Source organism: Streptomyces sp. NPDC044064 (assembly GCF_056434245.1).
Genome location: NZ_JBWKFN010000014.1, coordinates 221,345 through 240,749 on the forward strand (window position 1 = coordinate 221,345; position 19,405 = coordinate 240,749).

At 70.2% G+C, this 19,405-nt stretch carries 17 protein-coding genes; 12 read left to right on the plus strand and 5 right to left on the minus strand.

The features are described 5' to 3' along the window. The first annotated feature begins 76 nt into the window (after positions 1–76). The gene (locus AC07DS_RS23785) at positions 77–1,336 is read left to right on the plus strand and encodes a pyroglutamyl-peptidase I (protein ID WP_479148255.1); all 1,260 of its coding nucleotides are present in this window, start codon (positions 77–79) and stop codon (positions 1,334–1,336) included. Here AC07DS_RS23785 and AC07DS_RS23790 read toward each other — a convergent pair. Continuing rightward, a complete protein-coding gene (locus AC07DS_RS23790; protein ID WP_479148257.1) occupies positions 1,326–2,117 on the minus strand; it encodes an EI24 domain-containing protein in 792 nt (263 codons plus the stop codon). The two genes, AC07DS_RS23785 and AC07DS_RS23790, sit on opposite strands and share 11 nt — an antisense overlap. Positions 2,118–2,182: 65 nt before the next feature. Continuing rightward, positions 2,183–2,620, minus strand: coding sequence for a MarR family winged helix-turn-helix transcriptional regulator (locus AC07DS_RS23795; RefSeq protein ID WP_145883321.1), 438 nt, complete (start codon positions 2,618–2,620; stop codon positions 2,183–2,185). Between the two features lie 90 nt (positions 2,621–2,710). Here AC07DS_RS23795 and AC07DS_RS23800 point away from each other — a divergent pair, with 90 nt between their 5' ends. After that, the gene (locus AC07DS_RS23800) at positions 2,711–3,709 is read left to right on the plus strand and encodes an NADP-dependent oxidoreductase (RefSeq protein WP_479148261.1); all 999 of its coding nucleotides are present in this window, start codon (positions 2,711–2,713) and stop codon (positions 3,707–3,709) included. A gap of 108 nt (positions 3,710–3,817) precedes the next feature. Next, positions 3,818–4,237: an organic hydroperoxide resistance protein gene (locus AC07DS_RS23805; protein ID WP_479148263.1), complete on the plus strand. Its 420-nt coding sequence runs from the start codon at positions 3,818–3,820 to the stop codon at positions 4,235–4,237. Positions 4,238–4,383: 146 nt separating this feature from the next. Here the strand turns inward: AC07DS_RS23805 and AC07DS_RS23810 are convergent, their stop codons facing one another. After that, positions 4,384–5,541, minus strand: a complete 1,158-nt coding sequence (locus tag AC07DS_RS23810; protein WP_479148265.1) for a serine hydrolase domain-containing protein — start codon at positions 5,539–5,541, stop codon at positions 4,384–4,386. A 242-nt stretch (positions 5,542–5,783) separates the two neighbouring features. Beyond that, on the minus strand, positions 5,784–6,752 hold the full coding sequence (locus tag AC07DS_RS23815) for an SCO2400 family protein (protein WP_479148267.1): 969 nt from the start codon (positions 6,750–6,752) through the stop codon (positions 5,784–5,786). Between the two features lie 201 nt (positions 6,753–6,953). Between AC07DS_RS23815 and AC07DS_RS23820 the strand changes: the two genes are divergently transcribed. From AC07DS_RS23820 to AC07DS_RS23855, 8 genes are all read left to right on the plus strand, one after another. Then, positions 6,954–8,111: a mandelate racemase/muconate lactonizing enzyme family protein gene (locus AC07DS_RS23820; protein WP_479148269.1), complete on the plus strand. Its 1,158-nt coding sequence runs from the start codon at positions 6,954–6,956 to the stop codon at positions 8,109–8,111. Further along, positions 8,108–9,112, plus strand: coding sequence for a zinc-dependent alcohol dehydrogenase (locus AC07DS_RS23825; RefSeq protein ID WP_479148271.1), 1,005 nt, complete (start codon positions 8,108–8,110; stop codon positions 9,110–9,112). The genes AC07DS_RS23820 and AC07DS_RS23825 overlap by 4 nt, the downstream gene beginning before the upstream one ends. A 112-nt stretch (positions 9,113–9,224) precedes the next feature. After that, on the plus strand, positions 9,225–10,202 hold the full coding sequence (locus AC07DS_RS23830; protein WP_479148273.1) for a hypothetical protein: 978 nt from the start codon (positions 9,225–9,227) through the stop codon (positions 10,200–10,202). A 142-nt stretch (positions 10,203–10,344) separates the two neighbouring features. Continuing rightward, positions 10,345–11,454, plus strand: a complete 1,110-nt coding sequence (gene chvE / locus AC07DS_RS23835) for a multiple monosaccharide ABC transporter substrate-binding protein (RefSeq protein ID WP_479148275.1) — start codon at positions 10,345–10,347, stop codon at positions 11,452–11,454. Between the two features lie 39 nt (positions 11,455–11,493). Beyond that, on the plus strand, positions 11,494–13,044 hold the full coding sequence (mmsA, locus tag AC07DS_RS23840) for a multiple monosaccharide ABC transporter ATP-binding protein (RefSeq protein ID WP_479148277.1): 1,551 nt from the start codon (positions 11,494–11,496) through the stop codon (positions 13,042–13,044). Continuing rightward, on the plus strand, positions 13,041–14,285 hold the full coding sequence (gene mmsB / locus AC07DS_RS23845; RefSeq protein ID WP_145883311.1) for a multiple monosaccharide ABC transporter permease: 1,245 nt from the start codon (positions 13,041–13,043) through the stop codon (positions 14,283–14,285). The genes mmsA and mmsB overlap by 4 nt, the downstream gene beginning before the upstream one ends. A gap of 136 nt (positions 14,286–14,421) precedes the next feature. Further along, a complete protein-coding gene (locus tag AC07DS_RS23850) occupies positions 14,422–15,576 on the plus strand; it encodes an aldose epimerase family protein (protein ID WP_479148279.1) in 1,155 nt (384 codons plus the stop codon). 102 nt (positions 15,577–15,678) lie between these two features. Beyond that, on the plus strand, positions 15,679–17,427 hold the full coding sequence (locus tag AC07DS_RS23855; RefSeq protein ID WP_479148281.1) for a pyridoxal phosphate-dependent aminotransferase: 1,749 nt from the start codon (positions 15,679–15,681) through the stop codon (positions 17,425–17,427). Here AC07DS_RS23855 and AC07DS_RS23860 read toward each other — a convergent pair. Then, entirely contained in the window at positions 17,424–18,161 is a 738-nt protein-coding gene (locus AC07DS_RS23860) for a hypothetical protein (protein WP_479148303.1), read from the minus strand. The genes AC07DS_RS23855 and AC07DS_RS23860 overlap by 4 nt on opposite strands. 357 nt (positions 18,162–18,518) lie before the next feature. Between AC07DS_RS23860 and AC07DS_RS23865 the strand changes: the two genes are divergently transcribed. Then, a complete protein-coding gene (locus AC07DS_RS23865; protein WP_479148283.1) occupies positions 18,519–19,283 on the plus strand; it encodes an intradiol ring-cleavage dioxygenase in 765 nt (254 codons plus the stop codon). Positions 19,284–19,405: the final 122 nt, after the last annotated feature.

The following is a 19,405-nucleotide window of genomic DNA, read 5'->3' on the forward strand; positions in this document are numbered from 1 at the left end:
TGGCGTAGACCACTCCCCGCACGCGATACTTCCGCCGCACCACGCGTCCCGCAGCGACGGAAGGACTCCAACTCCCGTGACCTCGTTACGTATACGGACCGCCGTGCTCGGCATGGCCCTGCTGGCCGGGCTGTCGACCCCCGCGACGACGGCCTGCGCCACCCAGGCAGCCGCCCTCTCCCCCACCGTCGAGGAGCAGCGGCTCACGGCGGCCGTACCGCAGGAGATCCTGCGCCGCTCCGGATTCGACGGCGTGGCACCGGAGTTCGCCGACGCCCTGGAGGGCGCGCACTCCTACACGCAGGCCCGGCGCATCGTCGTGCGCGAGGGGTCCGGGCTGTGGCGGCGGGCCGTGGAGCGGGCTCAGGGGCGGGGTCCTGCGGGCGGTGATCTGAGCCGGGACGACGACCGGCCGCTGTACTGGGCGCGCCTCGGAATGACCCGGGAAGTGCGCACCTGGGAGCCGGGGTTCAGCCTCACGGACACCCAACGCTCCTCACTGCTGGACCAGTTGGAGCGCACCTCACGTGGTCAGACCGACATCCGCTATCCCGGGCAGCCGCACCTCAGGCGCGTCCTGCTCACCGGCTTCGACCCCTTCACGCTCGACCGGGACATCCGTATCTCCAACCCCTCAGGGGCGAGCGCGCTGGCACTGGACGGCACGGTGATCGAGACGACCGAGGGTCCGGCCCGGGTGGAGACGGCCGTGTTCCCGGTGCGCTGGCAGGACTTCACCGAGGGCACGGTGGAGCGGACCCTCCGGACCTACCTGCCGAAAGTCGACCTGTTCACGACCGTGAGCCAGGGCCGGGTCGGGCGGTTCGACATCGAGCGCAGCAACGGAGCCTGGCGGGGCGGCTTCCCGGACAACGACAACGCCTCCCGCACCGAGACCGTCCCCGTCACCGATCCGGCCGCTCAGCCCCAGTGGACGACGACGACCCTGCCGTACGCCGCCATCACGGCCGCGGACACGGGCCGGTTCCCGGTGTACGACCACACGGAGGTGACCGAGATCCCGGCGGGCGGCACCGATCCCGTCGTACGGCCGGACGGCCCGACCACCGGCTCCACGGCCCGTGCGGGCGGCGGCGGCAACTATCTCTCCAACGAGATCGCCTACCGCGCGACCCTGCTCCGGGACAGGCTGGGCCTGCACGACACGCTGCCGGGCGGCCATGTGCACACGCCCGTGCTGCAGTTCGGCGCCGGCAACACCGACCCGGCGACGGGCACGGTGACCGACCCGGAGTTCGTCCGGAACCGGCTGGACATCATCGCGCAGGTGCGGTCGATCCTGACGGTGGCGGCACAGGCCACGTTCAGGAGGTGACCCGCTCGCCGTCCTCGGCGTCCTCCTCCTCGGCGCTCTCCTCGCCCAGCAGGTCACGGGCGAGGAGCGTGGCGCCGGCGACCGCGCCCGGCATCAGGAACACCGCGACGAACGGGACCAGGAAGGCCAGGCCGAGGGGCGTGCCGAAGCCCCAGACCAGGCTCTTGCGGGAGCGGAGCAGGGTGAGGCGGGCGCGGAGTTCGACCCCGCGGCGCTGGAGGGCCACGGCGGTCAGTTCCTCGGTGAGGAAGAAACCGGTGACGAAGAAGCCGAGCACCGGGACGACCGTCTGGCCGACCACGGGCAGGAAGCCGAGACCGAAGAGGAGGATGCCCCACAGCAGGGCCCGGACCAGGATCCGCAGGCTGTCGCGGGCCGAGATCCACAGCTCGCGCCAGAGCGGGAGGCCGGAGCGGGGCGCGGTGCCGTCGGGCGAGACGTCCTCGTCGACCTTCTCCGACAGGCTCTCGTAGAAGGGCTGGCCGATCAGCAGGGTGACGGCCGTGAAGGTGAGGACGGCCAGCAGCAGGCCGAGCGCGAAGAGGACGACCGTGAGGAAGCCGCGGAACAGACCCTGCCAGGGGCTAGACCAGTCGTCCGCGAACGGGGTCGCCCAGGCGACACCGCTCTCGCCCCACACGGCGAGCGCGACCAGCGCCGCCGCGTACAGGACCAGCGCGATCAGGCCGGGCAGCAGGCCGAAGCCGTACTGCCTGCCGTGCCGGCCCACCCACCGCTGGCCTTTGAGGAGATAACCGAAACCCACCCCGAGATCGCGCATGGGGAAACCCTATCGGGGGACGCCGTTGGCCTGTTCATGACCTTGTCCGGGCCGGCGGGCGGGGGCTAGGCGTCCAGCATGCGGCGCAGCAGGTCCCTCAGGGAGCTTCGCTCCTCGTCGGTGAGGCCGGCCAGGGGCTCGCGGGCGAAGCGCAGGCCCTCGCGCAGGTCGCGGGCGACCCGGAGGCCCTCGTCGGTGGGGGCGGCCAGCTTCACCCGGCGGTCGGCGGGGTCGGGCCGGCGCGCCACCAGGCCGCGCGCCTCGAGACGGTCCACGATCCCGGTCACGTTCGACGGCTCACACTTCAGCTTCTGGGCCAGCTTGCGCATCGGCAGCGGCTCCAGCGACAGCAGGCCGAGCAGGCGCGCCTGCGGACCGGTCAGCGCGTGCTCGCCCGCCGCCAGCTCGTAGTCCGCGTAGAAGCGGGCCACGACGTCCCCGATCAACTCGACGACCTCCATGGTCACGGCGTCGGGGCGGCGGGTCTTCTCTGGGGTGGACATGGTCCCCAGGATACTCCGTTGCTTGACATCCTGAAATATTCAGGTGCATGATTGTTTCAGGTACTGAAGTAAATCTCGAAAGGCACTGTCATGATCAACCGCGAATGGCACCTGCTCAGCCGCCCGGTCGGCTGGCCGAAGCCCGAGGACTTCGCCCTGGTCGAGACGGAGGTCCCGACGCCGGGTGAGGGCCAGGTGCTGGTACGGAACAAGTACCTCTCCGTGGACCCGTACATGCGCGGCCGAATGAGTGCCGCGAAGTCGTACGCCGCCCCCTTCGAGCTGGGCAAGGTCATGCAGGGCGGCGCGGTCGGCGAGGTCGTCGCCTCCAATGCCGAGGGCATCGCGGTCGGCGACCACCTCCTGCACTTCTTCGGCTGGCGCGAGTACGCGGCCCTGGACGCGAAGCACGCCGTCAAGGTCGACCCCGCGGCCGCGCCGCTGTCGACGTACCTCGGCGTGCTCGGCATGACCGGCCTGACCGCCTACGCCGGTCTGCTGCGCACCGCCTCCCTCAAGGAGGGCGACGTCGTGTTCGTGTCCGGCGCCGCGGGTGCCGTGGGCAGCCAGGTCGGGCAGATCGCCAAGCTCAAGGGCGCCTCGCGGGTCATCGGCTCGGCCGGTTCCGACGAGAAGGTCAAGCTGCTGGTGGAGGAGTACGGCTTCGACGCCGCCTTCAACTACAAGAACGGCCCGGTGGCCGAGCAGCTGCGCGAGGCCGCCCCCGACGGCATCGACGTCTACTTCGACAACGTCGGCGGCGAGCACCTGGAGGCGGCCATCGGCTCGCTCAACGAGGGCGGCCGGATCGCGGTCTGCGGCATGATCTCCGTCTACAACAACACCGAGCCCGCCCCCGGCCCGAGGAACCTCGCCCGACTGATCGCGACCCGCGGCCGCATCGAGGGCTTCCTGGTCGGCGACCACTACGACCTGCAGCCGCAGTTCGTGGCCGAGGTCGGCCCCTGGGTGGCCTCCGGGCAGCTGAAGTACCGCGAGACCGTCGTCGAGGGCATCGAGAACAACCTGGAGGCGTTCCTCGGGGTCCTGCGCGGCGACAACACCGGCAAGATGATCGTCAAGCTCTGAGAAGCCCAGACCCCTGGCCTGAGCTTTCCGGCATGCGGTAACTTCTTTCCGAAATTCGCCGTCGATCGTGGGCGCGAGTCACGGCGGACCGAGGAGGAAGGCAACCGCATGCCCATTCAGCAGTCCGACGTCCTGTACACCGCCGTCGCCACCGCGGAGAACGGCCGCGACGGCCGGGTCGCCACCGACGACGGCAGGCTCGACGTCGTCGTGAACCCGCCCAAGGAGATGGGCGGCAACGGCGCCGGCACCAACCCCGAGCAGCTGTTCGCCGCCGGGTACAGCGCCTGCTTCCAGGGTGCGCTCGGCGTGGTCGCCCGACAGGAGGGCGCCGACGTGTCCGGCTCGACCGTCACCGCGAAGGTGGGGATCGGGCGGAACGAGGACGGGTTCGGGATCATCGTGGAGATCTCCGCGAACATCCCGGACGTCGAGGAGAGTGCCGCGCGGAAGCTGATCGAGAAGGCGCACCAGGTGTGCCCCTACTCGAAGGCGATTCGCGGCAACATCACCGTGACGCTGGTCTGAGCACCGTCGTTGCGTACAACGGCAGCCGCATCCTTGGACGTGGGATGCGGCTGCGCCGCGCCGGCTTCGGCGGGATCTGTCCGCCGGGTGCGGTGAGCGTTCAGGTGCGGGCTGTGGTGGGTCGTTCGCGCAGTTCCCCGCGCCCCTCAGGGAGTCAGCGCTGCCCGGTGTGCCGCCGCAACGAACTTTTCGTTTTCTGGAGCCGCTCCTCCCGGGAAAGCGAACCGTCTGCGTGTGTAGCCGTACGCCAGGCCGCTGCGGGGGTCTGCGAAGGCCTGGGAGCCTGCTGCTCCGCTGTGGCCGATCGCGCCGGCGCCCAGGAAGGGGTGCCAGGTGTCGGCCGTGGCCTGGAAGCCGAGCCCGTACGACTTGTGGGTGCGGGCCACCAGGTCGTACCCGACGGAGTGCAGCTGGCCGAACTCCGCGACCGTGTCCTCCTTCAGCAGCGGTGCCTTGCCGTCGACCTCGCTGATCATCGCCGCGTACATCCCGGCCAGGCCGCGCGCCGAGGCGACACCGCCCACCGAGGCCGGGCCCTTGGCGCGGACGCCGCGCTCGTTCGGCAGGGCGACCAGGTCGGTCGGCTCGGAGGTGTGCCGGTTGAAGGCGATCGCGGAGAGGCTGTGCGGTCCGGAGGGCAGCCCGTCGAGCACCGCCTGCTGCCCGGGGGTCGGCAGCATCGGCTGGACCGTGCGGAAACGGGGCTCGCGGGAGACCGGCAGGCCCAGGTGGAAGTCCAGGGCGTAGGGGGCGCGCACCCGCTCCTCGTACAGCTCCTGGATCGTGCGGCCCGTCGCGCGCCGGACGACCTCGCCGGTCAGCGCGCCGATGACCAGCGCGTGGTAACCGAAGGCCGTGCCCGGCCGCCAGAACGGCCGCTGGTCGGCCAGACGTTCGGCCAGCGCACGGTCGTCGGCCAGCTCGGCCGCGCTGAAGCCGGTGTCGGTGCCGACCAGGCCCGCGCGGTGCGCGAGCACGTCGCGCAGGGTCAGCGCGCCCTTGCCCTCGGCACCGAACTCCGGCCAGTAGTAGGTGACTTTGCGGTCCAGCTCCAGCGTGCCGTCCTGCACGAGCAGGGCCACGACGAGATGGGCGGCACCCTTGGTGGACGAGAACACGCCGTACAGCGAGTCCCCGTCGGCGCCCTCGCCCGCCCACAGGTCGACGACCCGCCGGCCGTGGACGTAGGCGCACAACTGGCCCTCGTAGTCGTCCCGTTCCCCGGCGACGAAGGCGGCGAACTCCGCGCGCACCGCTTCGAATCCCTCGGCGACCGTGCCGTGCACGGTGGTCCCCTGAGTCATCCGCTCTCCTCCACTGAGCCGCTGCCCGCTGCTCCCCCTGTGCACGACGCCCGTTCGGCCGTCGCGCGTTCCCTGGATCGTGTACGGCGAGACATACCTGTCCGACTCAACCGCCTCGGAGGCGTGTTGGTGTCATCGATACCCCGGATGGCCGATGGCGCGGGGCAGTACGTGACAGGGGGTGTCCCAGGGAGGGGTCAGGGGAGGGGTCGAGCCGTGCGGCGCGCGCCGGAAGCGGCCGTCTACGTGCACCACCACAGGAAGCGGTTGCACGTCTTCGTCGGCGACGGCGCCGGGGTCGGGACCGCGGTCGTCGGGGCGGTCGTGGGGGTGGACGCCGGACGGGAGGTGGCCGGGGCGGTCGGCGCCGTGGAAGGCCCGCCCGCGCCCGACGCCGAAGACTGTTCCGCCCGGTCCGTGGCGGACGGGGAATCGGACGCCTTGTCCTTGGGGGACTTGGAGGCGGAGGCCGAGGCCGAGGCGTCCGGGGAGGCGGAGGCGCCCGCCTTCCCCGCGGCACCCGAGGTGTCGTCGAGGGGGTTCGCTGTCCGGTCCGGGGACGCGGAGGAGGTGCCGCCGTCCGCGGACGTGTCCGCCGACGTGGCCGGCTCGTCGCTGGAGAACGGGGAGAAGGGGGCGTCCGTGCCGAGTTCGGCGACGCTGAGGCCGCCGGCCGCCAGCACGAGGCCGGCGGCGATCAGGACGGTACGACGGCGGCGGCGCCGGTGCGCGGCGGCCTTGCGATCGCGGCGGCTGGCGTCGGCGGCGCCGGGGCCGCTGTCCGCGTCGCCGCCCGTGGGTGCACCACGGCCCCGGCCGCGCGACTGGCGCCGGGCGGCGCGGCCCCCGGGTTCGCCGGAGGTGCCGGAGGGGTCGTCGGCGTCGCCGTACGCCTCGTCATGAACGTCTGCCGGGGCGTCCAGGTCGGCGTGATCGTCCGGGCCGTCGTACGCGTACTCGTCCGTGCTCGCGTAGGCGTCCGCCGCCTCCGTCGCGCCGAACTGCGTGGGCACCCGCGGGGACTCGTGGGGGTAGTAGGCGGCCTGCCCGGGGTACTGCTGGGCCGCTGCACTCGTGAAGGTTTCCTGACGGTACGGACCCGCCGTCGCGCCCGCCTGTCCGTGCGCGGCGAGAGAGGGCGCCGGCGCGCCGCACCCGGGGCAGGCCAGGGCGCCGTTGAGGTGCCGTTGGCACGGGTGGCAGAAGTCCATGACGCCGGAAGACTAGATTCCCCATCGGTCACGTTCCTAGGCGCGGCTGTGAAGGTTTGGTGCGGGACCGAAAAGGTTCTCGAAAGTCTTGTCGAAACCGTTACCCGTTCGACCCATTGACACCCCCGCCGCGCCGTCCTTACTGTCACGCCAGCATTTCGAACGTGTGACGAAATCTCGAACAGCTGAGGGGCAACTGCCGTGCGCATCACCGGAATCAGCACACACGTGGTCGGGACGCCGTGGCGCAACCTGACCTACGTCCAGGTGCACACCGACGAAGGGATCACGGGAGTCGGCGAGACCCGGATGCTCGGTCACACCGACGCGCTGATCGGCTATCTGCGGGAGGCCGAGGCCAACCACATTCTCGGATCGGACCCGTTCGCTGTCGAGGACCTCGTCCGCCGCATGAAGTACGGCGACTACGGCCGGGCCGGCGAGATCGTCATGTCCGGCATCGCGGTCGTGGAGATGGCGTGCTGGGACATCAAGGGCAAGGCCCTCGGCGTGCCGGTGTGGCAGCTGCTGGGCGGCAAGGTCACCGACAGGGTCAAGGCGTACGCCAACGGGTGGTACACGACCGAGCGAACGCCCGAGGCGTACCACAAGGCCGCCCAGGGGGTGATGGAGCGCGGATACAAGGCGCTCAAGATCGACCCGTTCGGCACCGGGCACTTCGAGCTGGACCACGAACAGACCCTGTACGCCGTCTCGCTCATCGAGGCCGTGCGCGACGCCATCGGCCCGGACGCCGAGCTGATGCTGGAGATGCACGGCCGCTTCTCCCCCGCCACCGCCGTCCGGCTCGCCCACGAGCTGGCGCCGTTCGAGCCGGCCTGGCTGGAGGAGCCGGTGCCGCCGGAGAACCTGAAGGCGCTGGAGAAGGTCGCAGCCAAGGTGGACATCCCGGTCGCCACCGGTGAACGCATCCACGACCGGATCGAGTTCCGCGAGCTGTTCGAGAGCCAGGCCGCGGACATCCTCCAGCCCGACGTCGGCCACATCGGCGGCATCTGGGAGACCCGTAAGCTGGCCGCCACCGCCGAGACCCACTACATGCTGGTCGCCCCGCACAACGTGGGCGGGTCGGTGCTGACCGCCGCCTCGCTCCAAGTCGGCTTCACCTCACCGAACTTCAAGGTCCTGGAGCACTTCAACGACTTCGCGGACGCCGACATCAAGAAGGTGGTCAAGGGGGCGCCGGAGGTCGTCGACGGCTACTTCCACCTCTCCGACAAGCCCGGTCTCGGCGTCGAGCTGGACACCGACGCGGCCGCCGAGTTCCCGCAGCAGCAGGCCCGGTTCGACCTGTGGGCCGAGGGCTGGGAGCAGCGCAGGCCGAAGGGTTCGAAGTGAGTTCCCAGGTCCTGGTCGAGGCGCCGGGCGCGCACCGGGTCGAGGAGCACACGCCCTGGGACCCCGGTCCCGGCGAGGCGCTGGTCGCCGTGCACGCGGTGGGCATCTGCGGCAGCGACCGCGAGGTGTACCAGGGCAACCGGCCCGAGGGGTACGTGCGTTATCCGCTCACGCCCGGCCACGAGTGGTCGGGGACCGTGCGCGCGGTGGGCGCGGGCGTGCCGGAGAGCCTGACCGGCCGCAAGGTCGTCGGTGAGGGCTTCCGCAACTGCCAGGTGTGCGACCGCTGCCACGCGGGCGAGACCACGCTGTGCACGGCCGGGTACGAGGAGACCGGGTTCACCCAGCCGGGTGCCATGGCCGCCACCCTCACCCTGCCCGCCCGGCTGCTGCACCCGCTGCCGGACGACGCCGACCTCACCGCCGCCGCCCTCCTGGAGCCGGCCGCGTGCATCGCGGCCGCCGCGCTGAAGGCGAACGCCCGGCCCGGCGAGCGGGTCGCGGTGGTGGGCACGGGGACGCTCGGGATGTTCGCCGTGCAGTTCCTGAAGGCGGTCTCGCCGGCGGAGCTGCTCGTCGTGGGCACCCGGGGCGACCGGGAGGCGCTGTCCCGGCAGTTCGGGGCGAGCGACTTCCGGCTCAGGGACCGGCACCTGCCCGACGACTTCGACGTGGTGATCGAGACCGCCGGGTCCGCGTCCGCCGCGCGCACCGCCGCCGCCCTGCTCAGACGCGGCGGACGCCTGGTCCTGACGGGCATCCCGGCGCCGGGCGCCGAGGGGCTCGACCCGACCGATCTCGTCGTACGGCAGCTGGAGGTGCACACCGTGTTCGGGGCGCCGCCGGACGCCTGGGCGCACACCGTGCGGGTGTTCGGCGCCGGGCTGCTGGACCCGCTGCCGCTGGTCACGCACGAGCTGCCGCTGACCGAGTTCCCGCGCGCCATCGAGCTGGTGGGAGCCGGCGATCCGAAGGTGGGCAAGGTGCTGCTCCGTCCCTGACCGTACGCCGGCCGGGGCGTGACCTGACGGCGCCCCGGCCGGCGTACACCAAGGCCTTTTTCCACCCAGAGCCGCGAACCTTGTCCGAAATACCGAACACGAAGGACAGCTTGTGACCGACGCTTCCGCCCCGGCAGCCCGCAGGCCCGGCGAGCAGGTGCTCGCCGCACTCGGCCTGGGCGCGCCCGCCCTCGACCCCGCCGACACCTCCGCCCACAGCTTCCCGGGCGGCGGCCGCTGGCGCACCGAGATCCCCTCGTGCGAGGGTCCCGAGGCGCTGGCGGTCGTACTGAAGGAGGCCTCCCGCCTCGACGTGCCGATCCACCGGATCAGCCAGGGCAGCGGCGTGTGGATGCTGACCGACACCGAGATCACCGAGATGGTCGACGCGACCGGCGAACGTGACATCGAACTCTGCCTGTTCACCGGCCCGCGCGGCACCTGGGACATCGGCGGCTCGGTACGCACCGACTCGCGCGGGGCCGGACTGCGCGCCCGTGGCCACGACGCCGTGGCCGGCTGTGTCGAGGACGCCGTCCGGGCCACCGAGCTGGGCGTCAAGTGTCTCCTCGTCGCCGACGAGGGCGTGCTGTGGACCCTGCACCGGGCCCGCCGGGAGGGCATCATCCCGGCCGACACCACCCTGAAGGTCTCGGCGCTGATCGGACCGGTCAACCCCGCCTCGTATGCGGTGTACGAGGGGCTGGGGGCCGACTCGATCAATGTGCCCAGCGATCTGACGCTGGATCACCTCACCGAGATCCGCCGGGTGTCCGGCGCCCCCATGGACATGTACATCGAGGCCCCCGACGACCTCGGCGGCTATGTGCGGATGTACGAGGTCGCCGAGCTGATCCGGCGCGGCGCACCCCTCTACCTGAAGTTCGGCCTGTCCAAGGCTCCCGGCATCTACCCGTGGGGCACCCATCTGCGGGACGTGACCCTGGACACCGCCCGGGAGCGGGTGCGGCGCGGCCGGCTCGCCCTCGACCTGCTCGCCCGGCACGGAGCGGACGGCGACATGGCACCGCTCGGCTCCCGGCTGCCGGGGTCTTTGAACCGGTTCCCCGCCGAAGGTGCCACTCGATGACCGAAGGGGGCTGCGGGTCCGTCGTGGCCGGTCGCGCCCACGCGGCGGAGCCGCATATGAACCGCAGCCCCGCGCCCCTTCGGGGCGCTTCACCGACCTCGCTTGAAACATCTCAACGAAGAGAAGAACAGGGACGATCACTATGCGCACTCGTAGAAGCGCCCTCACCCTCATAGCCGCAGCCGCATCGCTCGCCCTCACCCTGTCCGCCTGCGGCCAGAGCGGCGAGGGCGGCAGCAAGGAGGAGAAGGGCAGCGCCAAGGGCGGCACCATCGGCATCGCCATGCCGACCAAGTCCTCCGAGCGCTGGATCGCCGACGGCAAGAACGTCGTCAAGGACCTGGAGGCCAAGGGCTACAAGACCAAGCTGGTCTACGGCGAGGACGACCCGGAGACCCAGGTCTCGCAGATCGAGAACCTGATCACCCAGGGCGTCAAGGGCCTGATCATCGCGGCGATCGACAACAAGTCCCTGAACAGCGTGCTCCAGGAGGCCGCGGACGCCGACATCCCGGTCATCTCCTACGACCGCCTGATCCTCGGCACCAAGAACGTCGACTACTACGCCTCCTTCGACAACGAGAAGGTCGGCAGGCTGCAGGGCACCTACATCGTGCACAAGCTCGGCCTGGACAGCGGCAAGAAGGGCCCGTTCAACATCGAGCTGTTCGCGGGCTCCAACGACGACAACAACACCCGGTACTTCTTCAACGGCGCGATGAGCGTCCTGAAGCCGTACATGGACAAGAAGCAGCTGGTCGTCCGCTCCGGCCAGACCGAGCTGACCAAGGTCACCACCCTGCGCTGGGACGGCGCCACCGCGCAGAAGCGCATGGACGACATCCTCACCTCCTCCTACAAGAGCGAGCAGGTCGACGCGGTCCTGTCACCGTACGACGGCATCTCCATCGGCATCCTGTCCGCCGTGAAGTCGGACGGCTACGGCACCAAGACCAAGCCGCTGCCGGTCATCACCGGCCAGGACGCGGAGCTGGCCTCGGTGAAGTCGATCATCGCCGGTGAGCAGACGCAGACCGTCTACAAGGACATCCGCAAGCTCGCCGACGTCGCCTCGACGATGGTCGACGACGTCCTCCACAACAAGAAGCCGCAGGTCAACGACACCAAGTCGTACGACAACGGCACCAAGGTCGTCCCCGCCTACCTGCTCGAGCCGGTCAGCGTCGACAAGACCAACTACGAGGACGCGCTGGTCAAGACCGGTTACTACACCGACTCCCAGCTGAAGTAGTCCGGCCGACCGACCCCACACTGATTGGAAGGCACGACCATGGCGGGACCCGTCCTGGAAATGCGCTCGATCGTCAAGACCTTTCCCGGTGTCAAAGCGCTGTCGGACGTCACACTGACCGTCCGTCAGGGCGAGGTCCACGCCATCTGTGGTGAGAACGGCGCCGGCAAGTCCACCTTGATGAAGGTGCTCTCCGGCGTCCATCCGCACGGCAGTTACGAGGGCGAGATCCTCTTCGAGGGAGAGGTCTGCCGCTTCAAGGACATCCGGGCGAGCGAGCAGCACGGCATCGTCATCATCCACCAGGAGCTGGCGCTGGTGCCGTACCTCTCCATCGCGGAGAACATCTTCCTCGGCAACGAGCATGCCGCGCGCGGCTTCATCAACTGGAACAAGACCCTCAGGCACGCCACCGAACTGCTGCGCCGGGTCGGCCTCGACGAGCACCCGGAGACCCGGGTCGCCGACATCGGCGTCGGCAAGCAGCAGCTCGTGGAGATCGCCAAGGCGCTGTCGAAGTCGGTGAAGCTGCTCATCCTCGACGAGCCGACGGCAGCCCTGAACGACGAGGACAGCGGCAAACTCCTCGATCTCATCCTGGAGCTGAAGAAGCAGGGCATCACCTCGATCATCATCTCCCACAAGCTCAACGAGATCCGCCGGGTCGCCGACTCGGTGACGATCATCCGCGACGGGCACTCCATCGAGACGCTCGACGTGAAGGCGAAGGAGATGACCGAGGAGCGGATCATCTCCGGCATGGTGGGCCGCGACCTGGACCACCGCTTCCCCGAGCGCACCCCGCACGAGGCGGAGGAGGGCGCCGCCCCGGCGCTCGAGATCCGCAACTGGACCGTGCGCCACCCCATCGACCAGGAGCGCAAGGTGGTCGACGACGTGTCGGTCACCGTGCGCCGCGGGGAGATCGTCGGCATCGCGGGCCTGATGGGCGCCGGCCGCACCGAGCTCGCGATGAGCGTCTTCGGGCGGGCCTACGGCCGGTACGCGGGCGGCACGGTCCTCAAGAACGGCGAGGAGATCCGTACGAAGACCGTCGCGGAGGCGGTCGGCCACGGCATCGCGTACGTCACCGAGGACCGCAAGCACTACGGCCTCAACCTCATCGACACCATCAACCGCAACATCTCGCTGACCGCGCTGAAGAAGGTCGCCAAGCGGGGCGTCGTCGACGAGCACGAGGAGCGGCAGGTCTCCGAGGGCTTCCGCAAGTCCATGAACATCAAGGCACCGACCGTCTTCGAGCCGGTGGGCAAGCTGTCCGGCGGCAACCAGCAGAAGGTCGTCCTCAGCAAGTGGATCTTCTCGGGTCCGGACGTGCTGATCCTGGACGAGCCCACGCGCGGCATCGACGTGGGTGCCAAGTACGAGATCTACACGGTCATCGACCAGCTGGCCGCCCAGGGCAAGGCGGTCGTCTTCATCTCCTCCGAGCTGCCCGAGCTGCTCGGCATGTGCGACCGCATCTACACGATGGCCGCGGGACGGCTGACCGGTGAGGTGCCGCGGGCCGAGGCCACGCAGGAAGTGCTGATGCGCCATATGACGAAGGACAAAGAGGTAACGCGATGAGCACCGACGTGACCGACAAGATCCCGGCCTCCGCGCCGCCGGGCAAGGGCGGATCGGGCACCGGCGAGGGCCTGCTCCAGCTGATGCTGGACGGGCTGCGCGCGAACATGCGCCAGTACGGCATGCTGCTCGCGCTCGGCCTGATCGTCCTGCTCTTCGCGGTCTGGACCGACGGCGACCTGCTGCTGCCGCACAACGTCTCCAACCTGGTGCTGCAGAACGCCTACGTCCTGATCCTCGCCATCGGCATGATGCTGGTGATCATCGCGGGTCACATCGACCTGTCGGTCGGCTCGCTGACCGCCTTCGTGGGCGCGTTCGCGGCACTGCTGACGGTGGAACACAGTGTGCCCTGGCCGATCGCCGTGGTGCTGTGCCTGCTGGCCGGCGCGGCGGCGGGCGCGGCGCAGGGGTTCTTCATCGCGTACCTCGGCATACCCTCGTTCATCGTCACCCTCGCCGGGATGCTGATCTTCCGCGGCTTCACGGAGATCCTGCTCAAGGGTCAGACCCTCGGCCCCTTCCCCGACGGTGTGCAGAAGATGGGCAACGGCTTCCTGCCCGAGGTCGGCCCGAACACCAACTACCACAACCTCACGCTGCTCCTCGGCCTCGTCCTGATCGTCGCCGTGGTGTGGCAGGAGGTGCAGGACCGGCGCCGCCAGCAGGAGTTCGCGCTCGAGGTGCTGCCCGGCCGCCTCTTCCTGCTCAAGCTGGTCGCCCTGGTCGCCGCGATCCTCACCCTGACGATGCTGCTCGCCAGTTACAAGGGCGCCCCGATCGTGCTGATCATCCTCGGCGTCCTGGTGGTCGCCTACACCTACGTGATGCGCAACGCCGTCTTCGGCCGCCACATCTATGCGATCGGCGGCAACCTGCCTGCGGCGAAGCTGTCCGGCATCAAGGACAAGAAGGTCACCTTCTACGTCTTCCTGAACATGGGCGCGCTCGCGGCCCTGGCGGGTCTGGCGATCGCCGCCCGCCTCAACGCGGCCTCGCCGAAGGCGGGCCTGAACTACGAACTCGAGGCGATCGCCTCGTCGTTCATCGGTGGCGCGTCCATGAGCGGCGGTGTCGGCACCGTCCTCGGCGCGATCATCGGCGGTCTCGTCCTCGGCGTGCTGAACAACGGCATGAACCTCCTCAGCGTCGGCACCGACTGGCAGCAGGTCATCAAGGGCTTCGCCCTGTTGGCGGCGGTCGGCTTCGACGTGTGGAACAAGCGCAAGTCCGGTTCGTAAGTCAGCGCGAACGCTCCGCTGGGAAGGCCGGATCAAAGCTGCGGGCCGTCGGGGGCCGGTCGCGCAGTTCCCCGCGCCCCTTCGGTGCGCGGGGCTCAGCGGGCGCCTTTCAACTCTCTTCTCAAGGAGCCGCTAGATGGAACTGAACAGACGCACGGTCATTGCGGGCGCGGCAGCCGCGGGCCTCGCCGCCACCACCCTCGGCACGGGCAGCGCCGAGGCCGCCCCGGGAAGCAGGAAGCCGGTGAGGGAGCCCTTCGGGAAGCTCGCCGACGGCACGAAGATCTACCGCTGGTCGCTGGAGAACGGCGGCACGCGGCTGAAGGTCCTCAACTGGGGCGGTGTCGTCCAGGGCCTGGAGATCCCCGACCGGCACGGCCGGCACGCCAACGTCTCGCTGGGCTTCGACAACATCGACGACTACGTCGCGAAGACCCCGTACTTCGGCGCCCTCATCGGCCGCTACGGCAACCGCATCGGCAAGGGCCGGTTCACCCTGGACAGCACGGCCTACCAGCTGTCCGTCAACGACGGCGTGAACAGCCTGCACGGCGGCAAGCAGGGCTTCGACAAGCACGTGTGGGACGTGGAGCCGTTCACCGAGGGCACCGACGTCGGCCTGCGCCTGCACTACACCAGCGTCGACGGCGAGATGGGCTACCCCGGCACGCTCAGGGCGACGGTGACGTACACCCTCACCCGGCACGGCGAGTGGCGCATCGACTACGAGGCCACCACCGACAAGGCGACCGTCGTCAACCTCACCAGCCACGTCTACTGGAACCTGGCCGGCGAGGGCAGCGGCACGATCGAGGACCACGAACTCCGCATCGCCGCCTCCCGCTACACCCCCACCGACTCGGGTCTGATCCCCACCGGTGAACTGGCGAAGGTCGCGGGCACCCCCTTCGATTTCCGGCACGCCAAGCCGATCGGCCGGGACATCCGCGCCGGCCACGAGCAGCAGGTGCAGGCCAAGGGCTACGACCACAACTGGGCCCTGGACAAGGGCATCACCGCCAAGCCTGAGCACGTCGCCACGCTGCGCGACCCGCGCTCCGGCCGCACCCTGAAGATCGCCACCGACCAGCCGGGCCTGCAGTTCTACTCCGGCAACTTCCTCGACGGCACCCTGACCGGCACCGGCGGCCGCACCTACCGCCAGGGGGACGCCCTGTGCCTGGAGACCCAGCACTTCCCGGACTCCCCGAACCACGCGAACTTCCCGTCGACCGTGCTGCGGCCGGGCCAGACCTACCGGACGACGACGGTCCACACGTTCTCGGCGTGAAGCGGCTCACACAGCAGGTGAGTTGAACGCCACTGCTGCGTCCTCCGTATCCATGGGTGGTCCGGGCTCCCCCGCCCGGGCCACCCTTCGACGGAGGTTCCCTTGCCTGACAACGTCACCTCGTTGTTCCGCAACACCGCCGCGCACAGCCCTTCGATGGCGGCGCTGACGCGGGAGAGCGACGGGTCGGGCCCGGTGGACTTCTGCATCCCGTGCAATCCGTACTTCCCCACTCCCGCCATGTTCGAGGAGATGGCGGTCCGGTTGCGCGAGATCATCACGTACTACCCGAGCAGCGCCGACACCATCACGGCCGAGCTGTGCAGTCTGCTCCAGCTGCCGCCGCAGTGCGTGGCGATGGGCAACGGCTCCACGGAGCTCATCACCTGGATCGATCATCTCCTGGTCCGCGAGTCCCTGGCCGTCCCCGTCCCCACGTTCGGCCGCTGGACCGACCAGCCGATGGAGACCGGCAAGCGGGTCGACATGTTCCCGCTGCAGGAGGCGAACGGCTTCGCGCTCGACCTCGCCCAGTACGCCGACTTCATCCGCGCCCGCGGCACCCGTGTGGCGGTCATCTGCAACCCGAACAACCCCGACGGCGGCTATCTGCGCAAGCAGTCGGTGGTGCAGTTCATGGACGCGATGGCGGACCTGGACCTGGTGGTCGTGGACGAGTCGTTCCTGGAGTTCGCCGACGCGGAGGCCGAACCGAGCGTCGTCCAGGAGGCCATGCTCCGGCCCAACGTGGTCGTGCTCCGCAGCCTCGGCAAGAACTTCGGCCTGCACGGCATCCGCTTCGGCTACCTGGTGGCGAACCCGGCCCTGGCCGGGCGGGTCCGCTCGATGCTGCCGAAGTGGAACCTCAACTCCTTCGCCGAGCACGTGGTGTTCATGCTGAAGGAGCACGGTACCGAGTACGCGCAGAGCCTGATGCAGGTGCGCCGGGACCGTCTCGACATGGCCAGTCATCTCTCCGCCCTGCCCGGCCTCACGGTCTATCCCTCCCAGGGCAACTTCCTGTTCGTGCGCCTCCCCGTGGGAGCCGAGGGCACTGTGGTCCGGGACCGGATGCTCACCGAGCACCGGATCCTGGTCCGTGAGTGCGGCAACAAGATCGGCTCCTCCAGCCGCTTCCTGAGACTCGTGGTGCGCCCCCAGGTCGACGTGCGTCGCCTGGTGTCCGGCCTGGAGCAGGTGCTCTACGGGTCCAGGAGGGGAGCCGCCGTACCCGAGCTGGGCACAGGGACCAGCTACAGCTCGGGTACGGCGGCCGTGGATCGGCTGGTGAGTGCGACCAACGGTGCCGGAATGCCGGGGCTTGCCGCGCAGGCCCTCGGCATCGGCGCCGCCCCGGCCGCCGGCACCGGCATGCCGCTCCCCGCCGCCGCAGCGCCGACCGGCGGCGGGATGCCGATGCCGGCGGCAGCCCAAGCGATGCCGGTGCAGCAGCCGGTACCGGTCCCGGTGCAGCAGCCGGTGGCGCCGGCACCCGCACCGATGCCTGCCCCGGTTCCTGTCCCGGTGCCGGTGCCCGCACCGCCTCCGGTGCCTGCGCCGGCGCCGTACCCGACACCGGTACCCGCACCCGTTCCGGTCCCCGTGGCTCCAGTGCCCGTGGCTCCTGTCCCCGTGGCTCCTGCGCCGGTCCCGGTCGCGGCCCCGGCCGCCGCGCTCGGCCCCACCCCGCCGGGAGTCCCGGCCCGCGGGGGCCTCACGGCGGCCCAGGTACGCGGCATGACGGCCCCGGGCACCCCGGCCCCGGCCGCCGGTCTGACCCCGGCCCCGGCGACCGGCTGGCCCAACGCACAGAGCTGGCCGAACGCGGCGGGTATGGGGCAGACGGGTTAGGGCAGCCGGAGTGCCTTGACGCCCGAGAGGATGGGAACGGGGAGGAAGTTTCCGTCTCCGGGACCGCACGACGGCGTCGTGTCTGCGGTGTTGGAGATGTTCGTCCCGGCCGCGAACCGCCCGTCACGGCTCGTCACGACCGTCGTGAAGTGATCCTTGAGGGAGCTGGAGTAGTACATGCACTGGTGCAGGTTCAGATAGCGCCCGGCGTGCAGGTCCAGCGCTTTGGCGCTCGACAGCAGGGGGATGACCTCATAGGTCCCGATCTGCGTTCCGGGACCGCACGACGGCGTCGTGTCGGCCGTGTCGGAGATGTTCGTCCCGGCCCCGGCCTGTCCACCCGGGTTCGGCACCACCGTCGTCTCGTGGTCCTGCCAGTAGGTGGAGTAGTACGCGCACTGGTGCAGGTTCAGATAGCGTCCGGCGTTCAGGGGCAGGTTCGTGACGAGGTCCAGTGCGACGGAGTGGATGTAGTTCCCGTCTCCGCCACCACAGGTGGGCTGGGAGTCCGCGGTGCTGGAGATGTTCGTCCCGGTCGCGAACCGCCCGTCGAGGCTCGGCACCACGGTGGTGAGGTCTTCGGTCTGCAGGCGCCCCCAGTAGAGGCACTGGTGCAGGTTCAGGTACGGGGGATCCGCGGCTGCGGTGGCCGTGGCGGGGCCCGGCGCGAGCGACAGCGCTACGGCGGATACGACGGCGATGAGCCACGTCCGGAGGTGTCCCTGGTGACGCACTCTTGTCTCCCTTTCTCGGTGGGGCGAGGAGCGAGGAGGCGGAACAGGAGTCAGCACACCAGGTGACGATGGGTATGGAGGCGATGACTCTCCGAAACCGACCGAAGGCATGGACCGGTTGCACGCCCGGCGCCAGTACGCCACCGGCGGAGTAGAGCAGGTAGCGGCCGGCGGAGGTACGGATCATGGTGGGGTCATGGAGGACGACGTCACCGGTGACCTTGCCCGGGTCGGGACAGGCCGACGCGGCGCTCGGGACGAGGGCGAGCAGGGTCGTCTCATCAGGCATCTTGACGGTCCGCCGCTTTGCACAACTGACAGCCTGCGGACAGCAGGCGTTTCTGCGGTGCCGTGTCCATGACAGAAGACTCAGATGCCCGCTCGATCGGGCGCCGCACCGTACTGATCGCCACCGGCACCACGGCCGCCGCCCTGGCCGTGGGTGCCGCGACGGCCCAGCAGGCCCCTGCGGCCACCCGCACCCCCGCTGCCGCGCCGGCCGCCGCGGCAGCGGTCTGCACCCTCACGAAGGAGATGACCGAAGGCCCCTACTACCTCGACGGAGCGCTCGTCCGCTCCGACATCACCGAAGGCAAGGCGGGTGTCCCGCTCGAGCTCGCCCTGACCGTCGTCGACTCCGCCTGCACCCCGATCGGCAACGCCCTGGTCGAGATCTGGCACGCCGACGCGCTCGGCGAGTACTCCGGCTACGTCGGCAGGAACGGCCACAACGAGCCGGACGACGGCACCTTCCTGCGCGGCGGCGTCCTCACCGACTCCAGCGGGGTCGCCGGCATCACCACGGTCTACCCGGGTTGGTACCGGGGCCGCTGCATCCACATCCACGTGAAGGTCCACACCGGCGTCACGCTCACCTCCGACGGCTCCTTCACCGGCGGCTCCACCCTCCACACCGGCCAGCTCTTCTTCAGCGAGACGGTCACGTCGGCGGTGGCGAAGGTCTCCCCGTACTCGACCAACACCGTCACCCGCACCACCCTCTCCCAGGACTCCGTCTACGACGGCGGCGGCGCCTCCTCCGGCCTGCTGACCCTCACCGCCCTGGGCGGCTCGGCCTCCGCCGGCTACACCGGCACCCTCACCCTGGGCGTGTCCGGCTGACCGAAGGCGCACCGGAGTGACCGCCCCGGGGGGGGGGGGGGGGGGGGGGGGGGGGGGGGGGGGGGGGGGGGGGGGGGGGGGGGGGGGGGGGGGGGGGGGGGGGGGAGGGGGGGGGGGGGGGG

What these genes read in the sequence shown, in the direction of transcription:
- AC07DS_RS23790 (WP_479148257.1), bottom strand. Translation starts at nt 2,117, where the DNA reads ATGCGCGATCTCGGGGTGGGTTTCGGTTATCTCCTCAAAGGCCAGCGG.
- AC07DS_RS23795 (WP_145883321.1), bottom strand. Translation starts at nt 2,620, where the DNA reads ATGTCCACCCCAGAGAAGACCCGCCGCCCCGACGCCGTGACCATGGAG.
- AC07DS_RS23800 (WP_479148261.1), top strand. Translation starts at nt 2,711, where the DNA reads ATGATCAACCGCGAATGGCACCTGCTCAGCCGCCCGGTCGGCTGGCCG.
- AC07DS_RS23805 (WP_479148263.1), top strand. Translation starts at nt 3,818, where the DNA reads ATGCCCATTCAGCAGTCCGACGTCCTGTACACCGCCGTCGCCACCGCG.
- AC07DS_RS23810 (WP_479148265.1), bottom strand. Translation starts at nt 5,541, where the DNA reads ATGACTCAGGGGACCACCGTGCACGGCACGGTCGCCGAGGGATTCGAA.
- AC07DS_RS23815 (WP_479148267.1), bottom strand. Translation starts at nt 6,752, where the DNA reads ATGGACTTCTGCCACCCGTGCCAACGGCACCTCAACGGCGCCCTGGCC.
- chvE (WP_479148275.1), top strand. Translation starts at nt 10,345, where the DNA reads ATGCGCACTCGTAGAAGCGCCCTCACCCTCATAGCCGCAGCCGCATCG.
- mmsA (WP_479148277.1), top strand. Translation starts at nt 11,494, where the DNA reads ATGGCGGGACCCGTCCTGGAAATGCGCTCGATCGTCAAGACCTTTCCC.
- mmsB (WP_145883311.1), top strand. Translation starts at nt 13,041, where the DNA reads ATGAGCACCGACGTGACCGACAAGATCCCGGCCTCCGCGCCGCCGGGC.
- AC07DS_RS23850 (WP_479148279.1), top strand. Translation starts at nt 14,422, where the DNA reads ATGGAACTGAACAGACGCACGGTCATTGCGGGCGCGGCAGCCGCGGGC.
- AC07DS_RS23865 (WP_479148283.1), top strand. Translation starts at nt 18,519, where the DNA reads ATGACAGAAGACTCAGATGCCCGCTCGATCGGGCGCCGCACCGTACTG.